Below are 19,723 nucleotides of genomic sequence, written 5' to 3'. Positions count from 1 at the left end.
CCCAATCACGAGAACATCACGAGAAGGACAAATCATGGTTGATTACTCACCGGCACTGATGACCGACATGTACGAATACACCATGCTGGACGCCGCGCTCAAGGACGGAACCGCAAACCGCCCATGCGTCTTTGAAATCTTCACCCGGCATCTGCCCGAAGGCCGCCGCTACGGCGTGCTCGCCGGCACCGGGCGCATCCTCGACGCGCTTGAACACTTCCATCTTGATGATGACGACCTCGCGTTCCTCGCCGACCGCAAGATCGTAAGCAAGGAGACGCTCGACTGGCTCAAGGACTTCCGCTTCACCGGCTCAATCAAGGGGTATCGCGAAGGCGAGATGTTCTTCCCGAATTCGCCGGTCCTGCAGGTCGAAGGCACCTTCGGCGAGTGCACGCTGCTCGAAACCCTGCTGCTGTCCATCCTCAACTATGATTCCGCCGTCGCCTCCGCAGCCTCCCGCATGGTCAGCGCCGCCAAGGACCGCCCCTGCATGGATATGGGCGGCCGGCGAACCAACGAATGGGCCGCGGTCGCCGCAGCACGCGCGGCGGTCGTCGGCGGCTTCCAAGGCACCGCGAACCTGCTGGCCGCCCAGCTGTACGGCCTCAAAGCCATCGGCACTGCGGCCCACTGCTTCACTCTCGTGCATGACAGCGAGCGCGAGGCCTTCGAATCGCAGATCAACGCGCTCGGCAAGGGCACCACACTGCTGGTCGACACGTACAACATCGAAGAAGCCGTGAAAACCGCCGTCGAAGTTGCCGGCCCCGACCTCGGCGGTGTGCGCATCGATTCGGGCGACCTGGCCGCGATGGCGCAACGCGTGCGCAACGAACTGGATGCCCTGGGCGCGACTTCCACGACCATCACCGTCACCAACGACCTCGACGAATACGCGCTCGCCGCGCTGCAGACCGCACCGGTCGACTCCTACGGCGTGGGCACGATGCTCGTCACCGGGTCCGGCGCCCCGACCTGCGCGATGGTCTACAAACTGACCGAACGCGAGAACGCGGACGGCATCATGGAGCCGGTCGCCAAGAAATCCAAGGACAAGGCGACCGTCCCGGGGCGCAAGCTCGCCTACCGCTCCTATGAGTACAATCTCGCGGATTGTGAACACGTCATTTCCGGGTCCGAAAGCAAGCTGGCTGGATTCCACGCGCCCGAGGATTGGAAGGACCTGCTCGTGCAGTACGTCGATCATGGCGAAATCAACCATGATTACCAGGGCCATGACGCGATTGTCAACGCACACAACTACCGCGCGAAGGCGTTGGCGGAGCTGCCGATTACCGCGCAAAGCCTGATGAAGGGCGACCCGGCGATTCCAACCGAGACGACGGTGCTGTGACTGTGACTGATGCCAACCAGCGCCATCATCGCTGCGATTAGTGCTGGCAGTGCAATGATTGTCACAGTTCCCGCGATGCGGTGAGCAGGTGCTCAATCAGCGCATGGTCTTGCATCCATACGCACGATGGGCCGGCTGCGGGGACGTTTCAACGCCCCACAGCCGGCCCATCGTATTCGTATTGATATCGTTTGCACGCGGGAAAGTGTGTCGGCAGGAAACTGGGCTCACTCGCCCCCGTTACCGGCGCCGCCCATCATCTGCTCATAGATGCGCTTGCATTCCGGGCATACCGGATACTGCGACGGATCATGCTTCGGCACCCAGATTTTGCCGCACAACGCGACCACCGGACGACCGGTCAGGCGGGACTGCTCCATGCGGCGCTTGGAGACGTAATGCGCGAAACGGTCGGCATCGCCGTCATCAGTGCCTTTGAGCTTCTCTTCTGCTTGTGGGCGCTCCAACACCGCCGTGCCGGTCGCGGAATCCGGATTCGACAGCGGAGAGACGGCCTCATCCGCGTCACGTGCGGTCAGCCCCGCCACGGAACCCGCAGCGGAACTCGCCGTCCGCAGCATATCGCATGGCTCTTCTACGAGCATATTCTTGTTGTCGCTGATGCTTTCCCCGTACCTGTTCATGAGTTACCGCCTTCCACCGGATTGTCGTCGATGCCACCATCATAGTCACGCGAGATACCGACGGCGGCGGCACATCGCAGAAAGCGCCCACGGCCCGTCGCCCTGCCACCTTCTACCGACACTGACGACCCACTCACCGTCAGCTCAACCCTCTACCGACGCTCACAGCCAACTCACCGTCGGCAGAAACAGCAGCGCGACCTTCTACCGGCGCTGAGACAGCTGACGCCCCGGGCGGGAAACGCGGTACGCTTGTGCTATGACTATCGCAGTATGCCCCGGCTCGTTCGACCCGGTAACCGCCGGACATCTTGACGTTATCCGACGCTGCTCGCGCTTCTTCACGCAAGTGCATGTGGTCGTGGCCGTCAACGCAGCGAAAACACCGATGTTTTCCGAACACACCCGGGTTGATATCATCCGTCAGGCACTCGGCGGGACATGCGACAACGTGACCGTCGCATCCACCGACGGCCTCATCACCGATTACTGCAAGAAAGTCGGCGCGACCGTCATCGTCAAAGGTCTGCGGCAGAACGGCGATTACGAGGCGGAACTCGGCATGGCGCTCGTCAACCGCAAACTCGCCGACGTAGAAACTCTGTTCCTGCCCGCCGACCCGGTGCTTGAACACATTTCCAGCTCCGTCGTCAAAGATGTCGCCCGCCATGGTGGCGATGTGACCGGCATGGTCCCCGATTGCGTCATCCCCTTGCTCGAACGGGCGCTGCACGAAGAAGAACAGGAACGACAAGCCAGTCAAGTCGGGAAATAACCGGTAACACACCGCGGCAAAACGACCCCGACACCGACGGCATATCGCCTACGATAGAGGAAGACGCAACGACGTGGCAGCAGGACATTACGCAGCGGCGAGCGCGACCGACCGTACGCCGACACTGACAGCCACAGGACACCACAGGTAGCAAGGAGACAGCATGACAGGCGAGGAAGCCAACAACGCCAACGATCCTCAGCACGCGACCGATACCGGCGACGGTCAGACGGGCACTCCGGCAAGCAATCCGGCAAGCGAACCAGCCAGCGCGTCAGCCAGCATGTCAGCAAGCACCCAGATTCCCACGCAACACCAGACCACGCCACTGTCGGCATCGGCACCATCCGCCGACGCCAGGCAAGACGCACCCGCCGCGGGTGGCGCCCCGGGCACTGCCCCCCATGACGGCAACACTCGTACCGCACAAGTCACAGAACACCCAGAAAACACGAAACCGACGGCGAAACCGGTGTTCTCCCCGTTCGACATGTCTTCCCTGCCGGATTTGCGCGACCCGTCGAGCCGCGGCGGCGCCAACTCGAACACACCTTCGGACGACGACCACGCCGATGCTTCCGCCGGCCGCAATGATGCGCGCGCCAATGCGCAACGCAACCCACATGCCGCCGACCCGCACGCCCTTGACCCGCACGACGATCCGGAAGACAAGAGCCGCGCGGAATTCACCACCGTCTACGACATCATCGACTCTCTTGAACAGCAGCTTGACGAGGCAAAAAGCAGCATCTTCACCCCTTCCCAAGTCAGAATTGACCGCGACGCATTCGCCAGCCAACTCGACGAACTGAAAACCATGCTGCCCGTCCAGCTGGAACGCGCCTCGGCGCTGATGCGCGAAGCGGAACGCCGTCTCGAAAACGCGCAAACCCAAGCGAACGCCGTCGTATCGTCGGCGCAAAGCCGCGCCGCGGACATCGTGCGGGATGCCCAGGAGCAGGCACAGTTCCTCGCCGGGCAGGACAACATCACCAATATCGCGAAGCAGAAGGCGCGTGCTATCCTCGACCAGGCACAAACACAAGCCGACAAACTCACCAGCGGCGCCAACCAGTACTGCACCGATGTCATGCAAGGCCTGCAAGACCAGCTCGACAAGCTCAGCCAAGACGTACGGGGCGGCCTGACAGTACTCGACCAGCGCGAACGCGAAGCGAGCGCACGGCTTGACCACATCCAATCAGACGACTATCCGGAGGCTTGATATGGCACGTCCAGAAGATTCAGCATGGGCAGTATCCGTGGCGCAAGTCGCCTCACGACCGGGGCAAAGCTCCCCCGTGGAAGCGGACTTCCCCGCCCCGAGCGGAATCGGCGACGCCATTGTCGGCGTAACCGAAGGTGAACCGGTTCATGTGAACGGGGCGTTCGACTCCATCGTTGACGGTCTGGTATTCCACGCCCACGTCACCGCCCCCGTCCACGCGGAATGCACCCGCTGCCTCAAACCACTGCAACACGACTGGGGCACCGACGTCACCGCGTTCTTCCCATACTCCTACAAGGAAGAGGAAGCGGACGACGACACCGACATCATCGCCGGAGAAGAGGAATCCGAAGATACCTACCCGCTCAGCCCCGACGGGTGTTTCGCCGATCTCGAGGCCCTACTACGCGACACCTTCGCCGAAAGCCTGCCGCTGCAACCGCTGTGTCAGCCCGACTGCAAAGGCTTGTGCCCGCAATGCGGTATCAACCTCAACGAGCACCCCGAACACAAGCACGACACCACGGACATCCGATTCGCGGCGCTCGCCGGGCTCAAAGAACAGCTTGAGCGGGAGACGAAGGACCAGTGACCGGCGCCATGCCGCCCCGATGGACGTTGTACGAGCTATGCGGTACAATTCTGAACGCTTAAGCTCAATCGTTCGAACGAAATAGAGGATTACACCATGGCACTGCCTAAGTACAAGACCTCGCGCGCCAATACGCATTCGCGTCGCGCGAACTGGAAAGCGTCTGCCGCGCAGACCGTCACCTGCCCGAACTGCGGCGCTCCGACGCTGCCGCACGTGGCTTGCCCGAGCTGCGGTTCCTTCCGCGGCCGCGTCTATCGTGACGCCATCCAGTCCGCCCACACCAAGTGAGCGCTCCGGAGCAGCTGAGGTAATTCAGTAGATCAGAACCCTGCCATCGACGGGTGGCAGGGTTCTGTCGTATCTGCGACGATTCCGCGTACCTGTGACGATTCCGTCCACAGTGCGAGCGAGACGTCGCACACCGAGCAGATACCCCACCCATCCCCTGGGTGTGCTGAGCCGAAGACCGGCAATATCACGGCCGCCGCTATGATAGTGATTAGGTCTTGCACAGAAGGAACGCCTGCCAACCGACGAGCAATTGACGAGCAACCCCCGACGCGCAAGCCATCAAGACATGGACTTCAGGCATCCTGCCGGCTACCACAACGGGGACATCCCCTGATTCGGCCGTCAGCAGAACACCGGAAGCCGCCGAGCCGTCACGCACCGCGCATGACGACAGAACAGGACACAGACAGGGGGCACCCAGCATGGCCATCAACCGCGACGGCACATCAGAGCATCAGCACCACCACAAGCACCATCCATCCGGCGCATCGCACGCAAACCATACCGATGAGATGTCCCAGCAACGGCATCATGTCGGCGTTTCCGGACAGGAAGCGGCCGACCAAGCGCCGACCAAGGAACTGCTCGACGCACTCGGCACCACCATCAGCCCCGAGCTCCTCGTCCAGGCGTTGACGCACCGCTCGTTCTCTCATGAGCATCCCGGCGCCCCCAACTATGAGCGGCTCGAGTTCCTCGGCGATGCAGTGCTGGAACTGGTCTCCACAGAGACCCTGTTCAAGGCGCATCCCGACATGACGGAAGGGCAGCTGGCGAAGATGCGCGCCAAGGCGGTGTCCGAGGAATCGTTATCGGCCATTGCGCGCGACAAACTCCATGTCGGACCATTCATTTTGCTTGGCCACGGCGAATCCGAATCCGGCGGGGCTGATAAAAGTTCCATTCTGTGCGACATCGTTGAATCCCTGATCGGCGCCACTTTCGTCGAACACGGCATCGACGGGGCGCGCGAAGTGGTTCACCGGCTGGTGGACGATACGCTCCGGGAAGTCGCCACAGAAGGCCCGGCTTTGGATTGGAAGACCTCGCTGACCGTGCTCGCCCATCACATGGATTTGACCGAGCCGGTGTACCGCATGTCGGTCAGTGGTCCGGAATACGCGCAACAGTTCACCGCCCGCGCTATTCTTCCCGGCGGGTATGGCACGCGCTGGACACTGCCGATCCGTGACGAACACGGGTCGATCGCGCAGGAAGGCGACGATCCGCTGCTGGGGACCGGTTCGGGGACAAGCAAGCGCAAAGCGCAACTTGCCGCGGCGAAACAGGCGTGGCATACGCTTAAACAACGCGAACGCGACTGCAATCGTATGCGCGCCCATGCAGACTCCGGCGATACCGCAGATGCCGATGGCAGCAACGACGGTAAGAACAGCAGCACTGACGACGGCACCGCAATCACCGGCACCGACCACGCAACCGACGTCGCCTGACGATCCGTAACACGCAACCGTTGCGGCCAGCCGCGCAGGCAGCAGCGCAGGAGGTCCCGCAGGTCAACCCAACAGACCAACCGCATAGGCCAACCCAACAGACCAACCCCGCGGGCCGACCGCATAGACGGCTCCGCAGGCGGCCGCAACGCCCTTGTCCAGCCATGGCAACTCCACAGAGGAATCGCCGAACCGTTACCATCATGTGGTCGGTCCGGCGATTATCTCTCCACAGGCGATTACGATAAGACCAATACAACTATCTTGCCTGCCAGACCGCCACAAGCGGGACAGGCGGCACAGGAGCCTCACCGGGTTGCGCCTCACCAGGGGCGACGCCGCAGCGGAGCACCACCAATACACACATGAGAGGGATCATGGCTACACCAACGCCACTTCAGGCATTCAGCGGCGTGCCTAAGGCACCCGCAACGGAGAAACAGTCCATCGTCGACGGTGAGAAAATGACCGGCGCACAGGCGCTGGTCCGTGCGCTGGAGGATCTGGGCGTCAAGGACGTATTCGGTATCCCCGGCGGAGCCATCCTGCCTGTTTACAACGCCATCAATCAGCACACCAAGTTCCGCTTCGTGCTGACCCGTCATGAGCAGGCTGCAGGCCATGCGGCAGAAGGATACGCCGTCGCGACCGGCAAGGTCGGCGTGTGCATCGTCACCTCCGGCCCGGGCGCCACGAACGTGGTCACCGCCATCGCGGACGCCAATATGGATTCCATCCCGATGGTCGTCATCACCGGCCAGGTGGGCGTGGGCGCCATCGGCACCGATGCTTTCCAGGAGGCCGATATCGTCGGCATCACTTACCCGGTCGCCAAGCATTCCTATCTGGTCACGAACGCGCAGGATGTTCCGCGCGTGCTCGCTGAAGCCTACTATATCGCCGGTTCCGGCCGCCCCGGCCCGGTGGTCGTCGATTTGACGAAGACCGCGCAAAACGGCCAGATGTATTACTCCTGGCCGCAGCGAATGATTCTTCCCGGCTACAACCCCACGACCAAGGCGCATGGCCACGTGCTGTCGGATGCGGCGAAGCTGTTCTCGCAGTCTTACCGTCCGGTGCTGTACGTGGGCGGCGGCGCGGTCCGCTCCAACGCCGGCAAGCAGGTCAAGGAACTCGCCGATCTGACGGGCGCGCCAATCGTCACCACGCTTCCCGCACGCGGCATCGTCCCGGATTCCGATCCGAAGGTGCTCGGCATGCTCGGTATGCACGGCACCATCGCCGCGACCGGCGCAGTCCAACGTTGCGATTTGCTGGTCGCCATCGGTTCGCGATTCTCCGACCGAGTGACCGGCCGGCTTGATTCCTTCGCCCCCGCCGCCCGCGTCATCCACATCGACATCGACCCGGCGGAAATCGGCAAGAACCGTCAGCCCGACGTGCCAATCGTCGGCGACGTGGCCGAAGTGCTTGACGACCTGATCCCCGAAATCAAGCGTCAGCAGGCCATCCACAGCAAGCCGAACCTCAAGCCGTGGTGGTCGCAAATCAACGAATGGCGTGAAAAGTACCCGACCACATACGACGAGCCGCAGGACGCCCCCGTGGACGGGTCGCTCTCCCCGCAGTGGGTCGTCGAGCAGCTGTCCAAGAACGCTGACCCCGAGACCATTTGGGTCGCGGGCGTCGGCCAGCACCAGATGTGGGCGTCGCAGCTCATCGATTTCGAGCATCCGCATTCGTGGATCTCCTCCGGTGGCCTGGGCACGATGGGCTTCGGCCTGCCCGCCGCAATTGGCGCGAAAGTCGGCTCGCAGCGCGAATTCAACGGCCGCAAGCCAGTGTGGCTTATCGACGGCGACGGCAGCTTCCAGATGACCTCCGAGGAACTGGCGACCGCCCTGCTCGACCACACGCCGATCAAAATCGCAATCATCAACAATTCCGTGTACGGCATGGTCCGCCAGTGGCAGACCCTGTTCTTCGACCATCATTATTCGGCGACAAGCCTGAACGACGGCGAGAACCGCGACGATATCGTTGATGTGCCTGATTTCGTGAAGCTCGCCGAAGCCTACGATTGCGTCGGCATGCGCGCGTTCACGAAGGACGAGGCGCTTGAGGCAATCAAGAAGGCCAATGCGATCAACGACCGCCCGGTGCTCATCGACTTCCGTGTCTGGAAGGACGCGATGGTGTGGCCGATGGTCCCGGCCGGCGCATCCAACGACGAGGTCGCCTACCGTCCAGGTGTCCGCCCGCTGCTCAGCCCCGCCGCCCAGGCGAAGGCCGCGGCAAACAACACCGGCAATTCCGTCGCAGCCGCGGACGCGGCGTGAGTCCAGCAAGGAAGGCATCGAGGTTTAGAGGAGTCATCATGGCAAACTATCCCGCATCACAGCCCGGTTCCGAGCGTCACACCCTGTCCGTGCTGGTCGAAAACCGTCCTGGCGTGCTCGCGCGCGTGGCCGGCCTGTTCGCCCGTCGTGCGTTCAACATCAACTCGCTGTCCGTTTCGCCTACGGAACGCCCGGATATCTCCCGCATCACGGTGACGGCCGATGTCGAGGCGGTGCCGCTGGAGCAGATTATCAAGCAGCTCAACAAGCTGCTGCACGTGCTGAAAATCGTCGAGCTGGATCCGAACAACACGGTCGAGCGCGAACTTGTGCTCATCAAGGTCAGCGCCGACGAATCCAACCGTTCCGACGTGCTGGAAATCGTGCGTCTGTTCCGTGTGCGCGTGGTCGACGTGAACCCGGAGTCGCTGACCATCGAGGCGACCGGCGCGGAAGGCAAGATCGACGCGCTGCTCGGTCTGCTTGAGCATTACGGCGTGATTGAGCTGGTCCGTTCCGGCGCGGTCGCGGTAACCCGCGGCCCGAAGGCGCTGAGTGAGAAAGTCATCGGTTCGGAGATTACCGGCCGCTGACGGCCCGCACGCTTACGACAATGCCCCGTGAAGCCTTGGGTTTCACGGGGCATTGTTTGTTGTAAGAATGACTGCCGTTTGGCGCGTTGTCAGCCTTCCAACTCTTCGGACAACTCCAGCCATTCGGCTTCCAGCGAGTCCTTCTCGTCCGTTACCGCGGTCAGCTGCGTGTTGAGCTCGTTGAGTCCGGCGAAATCACTGGGGTCGTGTGCAGCCATCTTCGCCTCGATATCAGCGCGGTTTTCCTCGAGTTTCGCCAGTTTGCGCTCGATGGCGGACACCCGCTTGGACACCTGGTGGAATTCCTTGCCGCCTAGCTTGTGCGTCTGGGTCTTGGCTTGGTTGGCGTCCGGCTGCTTGCCGCCGTCCGAAGCGGTGGAGCCACCCTTGGTACCGGTGCCGCCTTTCCGGTCTTCGCCGGTGCCGAGAATAGCCGACCAATCGCCGTCTTTCCGGGCCCGTTCGACCATATCAAGGTAGTCGCCGACGCCGCCGGGCAGATGTCTGACTTTGCCGCCGATCAACGCGAACTGCTCGTCGGTGACACGCTCCAGCAAGTACCGATCGTGCGATACGACAATCAGCGTGCCCGGCCAGGTGTCAAGCAAATCCTCCATCACCGCGAGCATGTCGGTGTCCAGGTCGTTGCCCGGCTCGTCGAGGATGAGCACGTTGGGCTCGTCAAGCAGGATCAGCAACAGTTGCATCCGGCGTTTTTGACCGCCTGACAGGTCCCTGATAGGGGTCATGAGCTGGGCTGACGAAAAGCCGAGCCGTTCCATAAGCTGGGCCGGGGTAACTTCCTTGCCGTCGACGATATAGCTCGGCTTATATCGGCTGAGCACTTCCTTGATTTTGTAATTACCGAGTTTCTCCAGCTCGTCGAGCCGCTGCGAAAGCACCGCGAATTTCACGGTTTTGCCGATATTCACATGCCCGCACGTCGGGGTGAGGGTGCCGTCGATGATCCTGAGCAGCGTGGATTTGCCGGCACCATTGGCACCGACGATGCCGAATCGGTCACCCGGGCCAATCAGCCAAGTCACATCATCAAGGATTTTGCGCCCGGATACGGTCACCGTGCGCGCGGCGGCGGTATCGGCGGCCGGCGTCTCATCCGCATCACTCGTCTCGGACACATGAGCGGAAGCCTCGCGCTCCCCTGTGCCGGGAATCGGCGCATCCGGGTCGACTGACAGCTGAACAGAACCGGTGACAATCGGCTCGGCATACAGCGGCGGAACCACGTCCACACGCCCGGATGCCGCGGTGACGGCGGCCGCATCGGCATCGAGCCGACGCTCGTCATCCTGCGAATAGATCTGCGTCACATCGATCAGATCGACGACCTGTTTGCCCAGTCGCGATGTCGCCATCTGCTTCAATTCCAGCGTGTTGCGCATCGGTGGCACATCGGCGATGAGCTCGCGCGCCTGTTTCACGTGAAACTTCTGCTTGGTCGAACGCGCCCTCGCGCCGCGGGACAGCCATGCGAGCTCCTTGCGGGCGAGATTGCGCCGGCGTTCCTCACGCACATCGGCCTGACGGTCACGTTCCACGCGTTGCAGCATGTACGCGCTGTACCCGCCTTCGAAGGGGTCGATCAGCCCGTCGTGCACTTCCCACATCGACTCGCACACCTCGTCAAGGAACCACCGGTCGTGGGTGACCAGCAGCAGCGCACCCTGCCCGGACGCCCAGCGGTTCTTCAGGTGTTCGGCAAGCCAGTGGATTGTCACGACGTCAAGATGGTTGGTCGGCTCGTCCAACGCGAGGATATCCCAATCCTTGAGCAGCAGGCGGGCCAAATCGGCGCGACGACGCTGGCCACCGGACAGCGAGCCGACTTTGGCGTCAAGGCTCATGCCGCCGAGCAGCGCCTCGACGATTTCACGCGACGACGTGTCGGACGCCCATTCGTAGTCTTCGCGCCCCTCGAGCGCCGCCTCGCGCAGCGTCGCGTTGTCGTCAAGCGGATCGCGCTGCCTGAGCATACCGAAGGTCAGCCCGTTGCGCGTGATCACACGGCCGGAATCAGGCTGCTGTTCCCCGGAAAATAGGCGCAACAACGTGGATTTGCCGTCGCCGTTGCGTCCGACGATACCGATGCGGTCGCCCTCAAATACCCCTTGCGTGACATCGGTGAAGATGGTTTTCGTGGCGAACGAAAGCGAAACGTGTTCCAGTCCAAGATCATAAGTCGGCATAATGCCCCCATCGTATCGCCCGGCATAGGCAGCGCGGACGGCGCATAAACGGCCGTTTCAGGCCTGGACCGCGGCAACGTGCGCAAGGCCAGCGGTCTTACCGTCCGCGCAGAGACTGGATATACGTGTTGCAACGCGCCGCGAACCCGGAGAAGACCTGGTCGGCCAAAGGCTGCAGCTGCGGGTCGTATTCGGCAAAATCATCGCGAATCTTGGCGATCTGCGACTTTTTCATTCCCTCGACCATGGCCGGTTCGGAGAGCCATTCGTCAAGTAGCGTGGCTGTGACCTCCAGATGGAACTGCAAGCCCAAGGCCGAACCCGCCCGGAATGCCTGGTTTTTCGTATTCGCCGACCGTGCGAGCAGCTGGGCGCCCTCCGGCAGACCGACCACATCGTTATGCCAGTGCAGGACGTTGAGTTCCTTGCCCCACATGGAGAAGTAATCATGCTTGTCGACGCGCTTGATTGGAGCGAAACCGATTTCCGGCTCCTTGCCGTGGCTGAGCTTCGCGCCCAGCGCCCCGGCGATGATCTGATGGCCCAGGCAGATGCCGAGCACCGGCTTGCCAACGCTGATCGCGGCTCGCGCGAGCTTCTCCTCCGCCTTGAGCCCCGGGTATTTGTCATAGTCTTGGGCGCCCATGGGCCCGCCCATAATCACCACGCCTGCGAGCTCCTTGAAATCCGGCAGGTCTGGCTTCTTTTCCTTGACGATGTTGACGGTCTGCGTCGGGATTTGCAAGTCCTCAAGGCTATCCAAAATACGCCCCGGCTTCTCCCACGGGACATGCTGCACGATAAGCACTTCTGGTTGCGTCATACACACCATTGTGGCATTGCCTATGTAAACATGCGGACACCCGGCCGATTTTGTCTGGCAAATCGAATACGCTCATGGGTATGGGAAACGTCGAAGAACCGCAGAATTCCAACATTTCCGGCGCACATGAGCTCGCTGGAGCCGCCGCCGGGCTGAATCTGTACGACACCGCCTCGCATGCCGTGTCGCCGTTCAGGCCGATCCGTCCCGGCCATGTGGGGATTTACGTGTGTGGTGCGACGGTGCAAAGCTCCCCGCATATCGGGCATATCCGCGCCGCCGTCGCCTTCGACATCGTCCGCCGCTGGATGCTGCGTCTGGGCTATGACGTGACTTTCGTGCGCAACGTCACCGATATCGACGACAAGATTCTCGACAAGGCCGCCGCCGCAGGACAGCAGTGGTGGGCGCGCGCATACTACTACGAGCGTGAGTTCACCCGCGCCTACGATACGCTCGGCGTGCTTCCGCCTACGGTCGAGCCGCGTGCGACCGGACATATCCCCGACATGGTCGAGCTCATCGAGCGGATCATCCGCAACGGGCACGCCTACGTGGTGAAGGATGCCAACGGCAAGCCGACCGGCAACGTGTATTTCGATGTGGCGAGCTGGCCGCATTACGGCGAATTGACGCATCAGAAGCAGGGCGCCGTCGAAGCGGATGAGGCCGCGGCTGTCGCCGACCGCATGGGTCCGAGCGTGGATGCGGCGGGCAACGACAAATACAATCCCGTTGACCCGGCCGACGCCTCCCCCGACAAGCATGATCCCCGTGATTTCGCGCTGTGGAAGGCGCCGAAGGCCACCGATCCGCAGGATGCGCGCTGGGCGACCCCGTTCGGTGTGGGGCGTCCCGGCTGGCATATCGAATGCTCCGCGATGAGCCACCGCTATCTGGGTGAAGCGTTTGACATCCATGGTGGCGGGCTTGATTTGCGCTTCCCACACCATGAGAACGAGATGGCGCAAACCCGCGCGGCCGGCTGGAATTCCGCGGCCCGCTGGATGCATTCGGCGTGGGTGACCGCCAAGGGCGAGAAAATGTCCAAATCCTTGGGCAACGGACTGTCCGTACCGGCGGTGCTCGCCGAACACAGCGCGTGGGTGGTGCGCTACGCGCTCGGATCCGTGCAATACCGGTCGATGCTCGAATGGTCCGACCAGACGCTCACCGAGGCGCAGGCCGCATTTGAGCGCGTGAGCAACTTCATCGAACGCGCCGGCGCCGCCATCGGCGGTCAGCCGTCCCGTGAGGAAATCACCGCGGTGGGCGCCGATCAGCTGCCCGCTGATTTTGTCAACGCGATGAACGACGACATCAATGTGTCCGGCGCAATCGCAGCGGTCTTCAGCACGATTCGCTCAGGCAACACGCTGTTGTCGCAGGTCGAGGATCATGCCGATGACGTGGTGCAGGCACGGGTGCGCGAGGCTTTGGTGTCCGTGCGCGCGATGCTCGATACGCTCGGGCTCGATCCGCTGGCTGAACCGTGGGCCGGTGCCGAAGACGGCGGGGATTCCACGGCCGCCGACGCGCTCGATGCTTTGGTTTCCGAGCAGCTTCATGCTCGTCAAGCCGCGCGCGCCGCGAAGGATTTCGCAAAAGCCGACGCGATTCGCGACGAGCTTGCGGCGGTCGGGATTGCCATCGAGGACACGCCGTCCGGTTCGACCTGGTCGCTCAAGTGACGCAAACGGCGCTCTGAACTCATCACCTTCTGCCGATGCTCACGCCCACCTCACCGTCGGCGGAAACAGAACCACAACTTCTGCCGCCGCTCACACCCACCTCAGCGTCGGCAGAAACAGAAGGGGCGCGGGTGGCGGTTTTTCCCGCATCACGGCTAGACTGGAATGCATTATGGCAGCATTTAGTTCTTTGACAGACCGGCTCTCGAATGCCTTCAAGCATTTGAAGAGCAAGGGCAAGCTTTCCGAAGCGGATATCGACGGTACCATCCGCGAAATCCGCCGTGCGCTTCTCGACGCCGACGTGTCGCTTGAAGTCGTCCGTTCCTTCACCGGCCGCGTGCGCGAACGCGCGCTCGGCGAGGAAGTCTCGCAGGCGCTGAACCCGGCGCAGCAGGTCGTGAAAATCGTCAACGAGGAGTTGACCGCGATTCTCGGCGCCGGCGTCGACCGTCCGCTGAATTTCGCGAAGAACCCGCCGACGATCATCATGCTCGCCGGCCTTCAAGGCGCCGGTAAGACCACGCTCGCCGGCAAGCTCGGTTACTGGCTGAAGGACGCCGGTCACACCCCGCTGCTGGTTGCCGCTGATTTGCAGCGCCCGAACGCGGTCACCCAGTTGCAGGTCGTCGGCGAACGCGCCGGCGTACCGGTGTACGCCCCCGAGAAGGGTGTGCAGTCCGACGGCGGCGAGGCGGTCGCAGCCCCCGGTCAGACCACCGGCGACCCGGTGAAGGTTGCGCGAGATTCTATCGAATTCGCCAAGCGCAAGCTGTACGACGTCGTCATCATCGATACCGCCGGCCGTTTGGGCGTTGACGAAGAGCTCATGAAGCAGGCGCGCGACATCCGCGACGCCGTGCATCCCAATGAAATCCTGTTCGTTATCGACGCGATGATCGGCCAGGATGCGGTCAAAACCGCGAAGGCCTTCGACGAAGGCGTGGACTTCACCGGCGTGGTCTTGTCCAAGCTCGATGGCGACGCCCGCGGTGGTGCCGCCCTGTCGGTCGCCAGCGTGACCGGCAAGCCGATCCTGTTCGCCTCCACCGGCGAGGGACTCAAGGATTTCGAGGTCTTCCACCCCGATCGTATGGCGTCCCGCATCCTCGATATGGGCGATATCCTCACGCTTATCGAACAGGCGCAGAAGCAGTTCGACGAGGAGCAGGCACGCGAGGCGGCATCCAAGATGTCCGAAGGCACCTTCGGGCTCGACGACTTCTTGGAGCAGTTGCAGCAGGTGCGCAAACTCGGCCCGATGAAGAACCTGCTCGGCATGATTCCGGGCATGGCGGCCCATCGTCAGGCGCTAGAGCAGCTTGACGAGCACGAGATCGACCGTACTGAGGCGATTATCCGCTCGATGACTCCTGAGGAGCGTCGCAACCCGAAGATCATCGACGGCTCTCGTCGCGCCCGCATCGCCTATGGTTCCGGCAATACCGTGTCCGCGGTCAATGGTCTGCTGGAGCGTTTCGAGCAGGCATCCAAGATGATGCGCCGCATGACGAACCGTGCCGGCATGGGCGGTATCCCCGGATTCGGCGGCCCCGGCGGCGGCAAGAAGAACAAGAAGGGCGGCAAGAAGAAGAAAGGCTCGAAGTCCGGCAATCCGATGAAGCGCGAAGCCGAAGAGAAGGCATTGCGTCAGCGACTCGCTGGCGGCGGCAAGAGCTCCGGCGGTTCCGCATTCGCCAAGAAGCCGCAGAACCCCGCACTTCCTGCCGGATTGCAGGAGATGATGGGTGAGAACGGCATCCCTGATCTGCCGCCGAATCTCGGCAATGGGTTGGGCGATCTGCTCGGCTGATGCCACGCCGTTTCAGGTTCATGGCCGTCCGGCGGCGTCAATGACTGAACCAGTCAATCGTGAGGCCCGCAAGCGTTTGCGATGCTTGCGGGCCTCATCACCTCATCTCCCCTATAATGCCCATCACAGGTCAGGTGGACTGTACAGACGTGAATGGAGCGAACCCGAATGGCTGTGGTATTGACGATAATCGCCGTCCTGTTGCTGATATGGTGGTTGCTGCGCTTTGTGCCTGCGGGTGTGGAAGCGCATATGCCAATGCCGTACAGCACCGCGCTTGACCGACATCTGTGGGTGCCGGCGGTCATCGGCGCGGCTTGGTCGGCGGCGCTCGGTTGGTGGTGTGGTTCGGCGTTGTATGTGGTGCTGCTCGTTCTGGTGGTCGCGGGCGAATCCCCGTATTATCGGCATCTGTTCGACAGAACTGCCAAAACGCCGCAGGCAACGGCGAACACTGCGACCGAGAGAACCGGACGTCCGGGAACCTCTGCCGACAGTGTCATCCATGCGATGACGCTCAACTGCCGCTATGGGCGTGCCGATGCCGAGGACATCGCGCGACTGGTCCGGGAGCGGCACATCGATGTGCTCGCGCTTGAAGAGCTCACTGACGAGCTCGTCGAACGGCTCTCGCACGCGGGCTTGGACACGCTGCTACCCTACTGTCAGCAGGGTGCGCAGCATGCCGGAGACAACGGCGGGTTCAACGCGATCTGGTCGCGTGCGGTACCGGTCGGGCGGATTGCGACGTTCCTGAACATCCACGCGGCGGATGTTCCCGCCATCACCGTTGATGCGGACGCATGCGACACACCGGGCGTTCCAAACAATCCGGGGCGCCAAGTCACGTTCGCCGCCGCACACACGAAATCGCCGATGCGCGGGTGCTGGGAATGGTCGTATGGCGTGCGGGCACTTGATGCCATCGCGACGAGTCCGGAGCCTGTGGTCGTACTCGGGGACCTGAACGCCTGCCTTGACCACCGGTGCCTGCGTGATGTGCTCGCCGCCGGAGTGCATGATGCGAGCCTTGATGTCGCGCATGGCCCGACCCTGACGTTCCCCTCTTGGACGCCGTGGCCGCGTATCGAACTGGACCATGCGTTGGCGAACAGCGGCGTGGTCTTCCATTCGGCGCAGGCCATCACCGTGCGCGATACCGATCATCGGGCGTTGCTTGTCACCTTGAGCGTGCGGTAACTGCCCCTCCCCTCCACAAACTGGTTACGCAAACACGCCACCTAGCGTAGACAGTTTGTGAGAGAGAAGATGGCACTGCGCACGACACGCCGGAACATCGTGGGGTTTGCGCTATACTTGTTCAGTTATTCATGGGCGTGGAGCCCTCTCTTTCCGCGGTCATGAGGAACACGTGGGTTCGGTTTCCGTGCCCCACACAGAAGCTGTAACCCGCATTATCAATACAAGGAGAGCCATTTTGGCAACCAAGATTCGTCTGAAGCGCATGGGCAAGAAGTTCTACGCGTTCTACCGCGTGGTGATCATGGATTCGCGTAACAAGCGCGACGGCCGCTCCATCGAGGAGATCGGCATCTATGATCCGAACAAGCAGCCTTCGCTCATCCAGATTGACTCCGAGCGCGCTCAGTACTGGCTGGGTGTCGGCGCACAGCCGTCCGAGCCTGTGCTCAAGCTGCTGAAGATCACCGGTGACTGGCAGAAGTTCAAGGGCATTGAGGGCGCCGAAGGCACCCTGAAGACCCCGGAAGCCGGTCCGGACGCCGCCGCTCGTGTCGAGGCCGCTGAAGCCCAGGCACAGAAGCTGAAGGCCGCCAAGTCCGAAGCTGAGGCCAAGGCCAAGGCTGAGGCCGAAGCCGCCGCCGAGGCTGAGAAGGCCGAGGAGACCGCTGAAGCTCCGGCTGAGGAAAAGGCTGAGTGACATGCTCGCCCAAGCTGTTGAACACCTCATCAAGAACATCGTGGATTTCCCGGATGACGTTTCGGTCAAATCCCACGAGAACGCGCGTGGCGAACTGCTGCGCGTGCGCGTGAATCCTGAGGACATCGGCCGTGTCATCGGTCGCAAGGGCCGTACGGCCAATGCGATTCGCACGGTCGTGCAGGCCATCGCCGACCACAAAGTGCGTGTCGACATCATGGACGTACGCAGGTGAGCGAGAGCGTGGTGCATCAGCAACACTCCGACGACCCTCAGCAGCGCGAACTGCTGAGGGTCTGTCGTATCGGCCGCGCTCAAGGGCTCAAAGGCGAAGTCACCGTGCAGGTGTTCACCGACGAGCCTGACTACCGGTTCGAACCGGGTTCCGTGCTCTATACGCGTGACGGCGAACAGGAGTTCGAGGTCGCGCACTCGCGGACCTTCAAGAACCGTTGGATTATCCATTTCGAAGGTGTCGACGACCGTGACGCCGCAGAAGCCCTCAACGGCACCGTCCTATACGGCGAGGCCGACGATCCGGAGGACATGCTCGAAGAAGATGCGTGGTATCCGAAGGATCTCTTGGGGCTGGAAGCCCGGTTCGCCGAAGGCAACACGCTCGGCGCGCCAGCCGGGCAGAAGGTCGGCAAGGTCGTGGACGTCATCGAAGGCGCCCAATATCTGCTCAAGATCCGACTCGACAAGCCAGTGGACGGCGAAACCAGCACGCTGGTGCCGTTCGTCGACCAGCTGGTGCCGGATATCGACCTCGAGGACGGGTATTTGACGCTTGATCCGCCGGGAGGGCTGATTCCCGGCTGGTGACCGCCCAGTGACTGGCTGACGACCTGCTGACGACCTGCGTCCGGCGCATAGAGCCCGATGATATCGGCATCTCGTCATCGTCAATGTCACGCGACATCAAGAGACCAGAACACGTGAGGGGTGTGCGTTCCAAACCGGGCGCACACCCCTCACGTCGTCTGTCCGCCAATACCGCCAGCGAATCGTCGACATCGGTACCGTTGAGCGCGTGACGGCAGTATTTCCGCGTCTTGGGACGGCAGACCGGTACAGTGGTGGGCATGCAGATCGATATCGTTTCCGTGTTCCCCGAATACTTCGACGTGCTGAACCTAAGCCTGTTCGGCAAAGCGCAAAGCAAGGGGCTCGTCAGTGTCCACGCCCATAATCTGCGCGATTGGACGCATGACGTGCATCATTCCGTGGACGATACCCCCGTCGGCGGCGGCGCCGGAATGGTCATGAAACCGGAAGTTTGGGCGGAATGTCTGGACGATCTGCTCGGACTGGAACCGCGCGAAGTGAACGCCGATGGCGAGAGCGACGGCACCGGCAACGCGGAACATCAGCCAGCATCCGACAGCGCATCGGCGGATACGGCATCCGACAGCGATTCGCAGGCTCCCGTCCACAATCTCGACACCGTGCTGATTTTCCCCAATCCTTCCGCTCCCCTGTTCACCCAACGCGACGCGACTGAGCTAAGTCACGCCAAACGACTGATGTTCGGCTGCGGGCGCTACGAGGGCTATGACGCGCGCATTCCTGAGTACTACCGGGCGCAAGGCGTGGATGTGCGCGAATATTCGATCGGTGATTATGTACTCAACGGCGGCGAGGTCGCGGTATCGGTGATGTTGGAGGCGATTACGCGCCTGCTGCCCGGGTTTATGGGAAATCCGGAGTCCATTGTTGAGGAATCGTATACGGGTTCCGAGGCGCTGCTCGAGCATCGGCAGTACACGCGGCCGGCGGTGTGGCGCGGCATGGGCGTGCCTGATGTGCTGCTTTCGGGCGACCATGGGAAGGTCGACCGTTTCCGCCGCGATGAGGCGTTGGCACGTACCGATGCGATTCGGCCTGATCTCATTGAACAGCTGGATTGTGCGCAGCTGAGCAAGGCCGACCGGAAAACACTGATGGCGCTCGGCTGGGAGGTTTCGGCAGAGCATCCGCGGCGGCTGAATCGGGAGTAGACGGCCGAGCGGCTAGGCGATTGGACATGTCGTCCATCACATCTTGGACGTT

Annotated in this window: 17 protein-coding genes and 1 pseudogene; 15 read left to right on the top strand and 3 right to left on the bottom strand. The window is 62.2% G+C overall.

Annotation, left to right across the window (positions count from 1 at the left end; all coding sequences use genetic code 11):
* The first annotated feature begins 4 nt into the window (after positions 1-4).
* On the top strand, positions 5-1,357 hold the full coding sequence (locus ACI38B_RS04500) for a nicotinate phosphoribosyltransferase (protein ID WP_439729708.1): 1,353 nt from the start codon (positions 5-7) through the stop codon (positions 1,355-1,357).
* A gap of 227 nt (positions 1,358-1,584) precedes the next feature.
* Here the strand turns inward: ACI38B_RS04500 and ACI38B_RS04495 are convergent, their stop codons facing one another.
* On the bottom strand, positions 1,585-1,938 hold the full coding sequence (locus ACI38B_RS04495; protein ID WP_439729707.1) for a DUF3039 domain-containing protein: 354 nt from the start codon (positions 1,936-1,938) through the stop codon (positions 1,585-1,587).
* Positions 1,939-2,260: 322 nt separating this feature from the next.
* Between ACI38B_RS04495 and coaD the strand changes: the two genes are divergently transcribed.
* The 7 genes and pseudogenes from coaD to ilvN all read left to right on the top strand — a co-directional run bounded on the left by coaD (position 2,261) and on the right by ilvN (position 9,237).
* Positions 2,261-2,776, top strand: a complete 516-nt coding sequence (gene coaD / locus ACI38B_RS04490) for a pantetheine-phosphate adenylyltransferase (RefSeq protein WP_439729697.1) — start codon at positions 2,261-2,263, stop codon at positions 2,774-2,776.
* Between the two features lie 490 nt (positions 2,777-3,266).
* A complete protein-coding gene (locus ACI38B_RS04485; protein WP_439729706.1) occupies positions 3,267-4,001 on the top strand; it encodes a cell division protein in 735 nt (244 codons plus the stop codon).
* A gap of 1 nt (position 4,002) precedes the next feature.
* Positions 4,003-4,596 carry a YceD family protein gene (locus ACI38B_RS04480; protein ID WP_439729696.1) on the top strand — a complete coding sequence of 198 codons (594 nt, stop codon included), beginning with the start codon at positions 4,003-4,005 and terminating at the stop codon, positions 4,594-4,596.
* 96 nt (positions 4,597-4,692) lie between these two features.
* Positions 4,693-4,887: a 50S ribosomal protein L32 gene (rpmF, locus tag ACI38B_RS04475; protein ID WP_015449839.1), complete on the top strand. Its 195-nt coding sequence runs from the start codon at positions 4,693-4,695 to the stop codon at positions 4,885-4,887.
* Positions 4,888-5,402: 515 nt separating this feature from the next.
* Positions 5,403-6,209, top strand: a pseudogene (gene rnc / locus ACI38B_RS04470) (ribonuclease III); the annotation flags it as partial.
* Positions 6,210-6,721: 512 nt separating this feature from the next.
* Positions 6,722-8,644, top strand: a complete 1,923-nt coding sequence (locus tag ACI38B_RS04465) for an acetolactate synthase large subunit (protein ID WP_439729694.1) — start codon at positions 6,722-6,724, stop codon at positions 8,642-8,644.
* Between the two features lie 38 nt (positions 8,645-8,682).
* On the top strand, positions 8,683-9,237 hold the full coding sequence (ilvN, locus tag ACI38B_RS04460) for an acetolactate synthase small subunit (RefSeq protein WP_015449836.1): 555 nt from the start codon (positions 8,683-8,685) through the stop codon (positions 9,235-9,237).
* An 89-nt stretch (positions 9,238-9,326) separates the two neighbouring features.
* Here ilvN and ACI38B_RS04455 read toward each other — a convergent pair whose 3' ends face one another.
* Together ACI38B_RS04455 and ACI38B_RS04450 are read right to left on the bottom strand one after the other, a co-directional pair.
* Positions 9,327-11,444 carry an ABC-F family ATP-binding cassette domain-containing protein gene (locus ACI38B_RS04455; RefSeq protein WP_439729693.1) on the bottom strand — a complete coding sequence of 706 codons (2,118 nt, stop codon included), beginning with the start codon at positions 11,442-11,444 and terminating at the stop codon, positions 9,327-9,329.
* 97 nt (positions 11,445-11,541) lie between these two features.
* The gene (locus ACI38B_RS04450; protein ID WP_439729692.1) at positions 11,542-12,267 is read right to left on the bottom strand and encodes a type 1 glutamine amidotransferase; all 726 of its coding nucleotides are present in this window, start codon (positions 12,265-12,267) and stop codon (positions 11,542-11,544) included.
* An 80-nt stretch (positions 12,268-12,347) separates the two neighbouring features.
* Between ACI38B_RS04450 and cysS the strand changes: the two genes are divergently transcribed.
* The 7 genes from cysS (at position 12,348) to trmD (ending at position 19,671) form a co-directional block, all read left to right on the top strand.
* Positions 12,348-13,958, top strand: a complete 1,611-nt coding sequence (gene cysS / locus ACI38B_RS04445; protein ID WP_439729705.1) for a cysteine--tRNA ligase — start codon at positions 12,348-12,350, stop codon at positions 13,956-13,958.
* A 172-nt stretch (positions 13,959-14,130) separates the two neighbouring features.
* A complete protein-coding gene (gene ffh, locus ACI38B_RS04440; RefSeq protein ID WP_439729691.1) occupies positions 14,131-15,771 on the top strand; it encodes a signal recognition particle protein in 1,641 nt (546 codons plus the stop codon).
* A gap of 168 nt (positions 15,772-15,939) precedes the next feature.
* Positions 15,940-16,971, top strand: a complete 1,032-nt coding sequence (locus tag ACI38B_RS04435; protein WP_439729690.1) for an endonuclease/exonuclease/phosphatase family protein — start codon at positions 15,940-15,942, stop codon at positions 16,969-16,971.
* A 238-nt stretch (positions 16,972-17,209) separates the two neighbouring features.
* The gene (gene rpsP / locus ACI38B_RS04430) at positions 17,210-17,671 is read left to right on the top strand and encodes a 30S ribosomal protein S16 (RefSeq protein WP_033493826.1); all 462 of its coding nucleotides are present in this window, start codon (positions 17,210-17,212) and stop codon (positions 17,669-17,671) included.
* A 1-nt stretch (position 17,672) separates the two neighbouring features.
* Positions 17,673-17,906: an RNA-binding protein gene (locus tag ACI38B_RS04425; RefSeq protein ID WP_015449829.1), complete on the top strand. Its 234-nt coding sequence runs from the start codon at positions 17,673-17,675 to the stop codon at positions 17,904-17,906.
* A gap of 8 nt (positions 17,907-17,914) precedes the next feature.
* Complete coding sequence (rimM, locus tag ACI38B_RS04420; RefSeq protein WP_439729704.1) at positions 17,915-18,496, top strand: ribosome maturation factor RimM; 582 nt, start codon at positions 17,915-17,917, stop codon at positions 18,494-18,496.
* A gap of 260 nt (positions 18,497-18,756) precedes the next feature.
* A complete protein-coding gene (gene trmD / locus ACI38B_RS04415) occupies positions 18,757-19,671 on the top strand; it encodes a tRNA (guanosine(37)-N1)-methyltransferase TrmD (RefSeq protein ID WP_439729703.1) in 915 nt (304 codons plus the stop codon).
* Positions 19,672-19,723: the final 52 nt, after the last annotated feature.

This window comes from Bifidobacterium sp., assembly GCF_051876855.1.
GTDB lineage: Bacteria > Actinomycetota > Actinomycetes > Actinomycetales > Bifidobacteriaceae > Bifidobacterium.
Note: the sequence above shows the minus strand (reverse complement) of the source record. Positions and strands in the feature narration are given on the sequence as shown.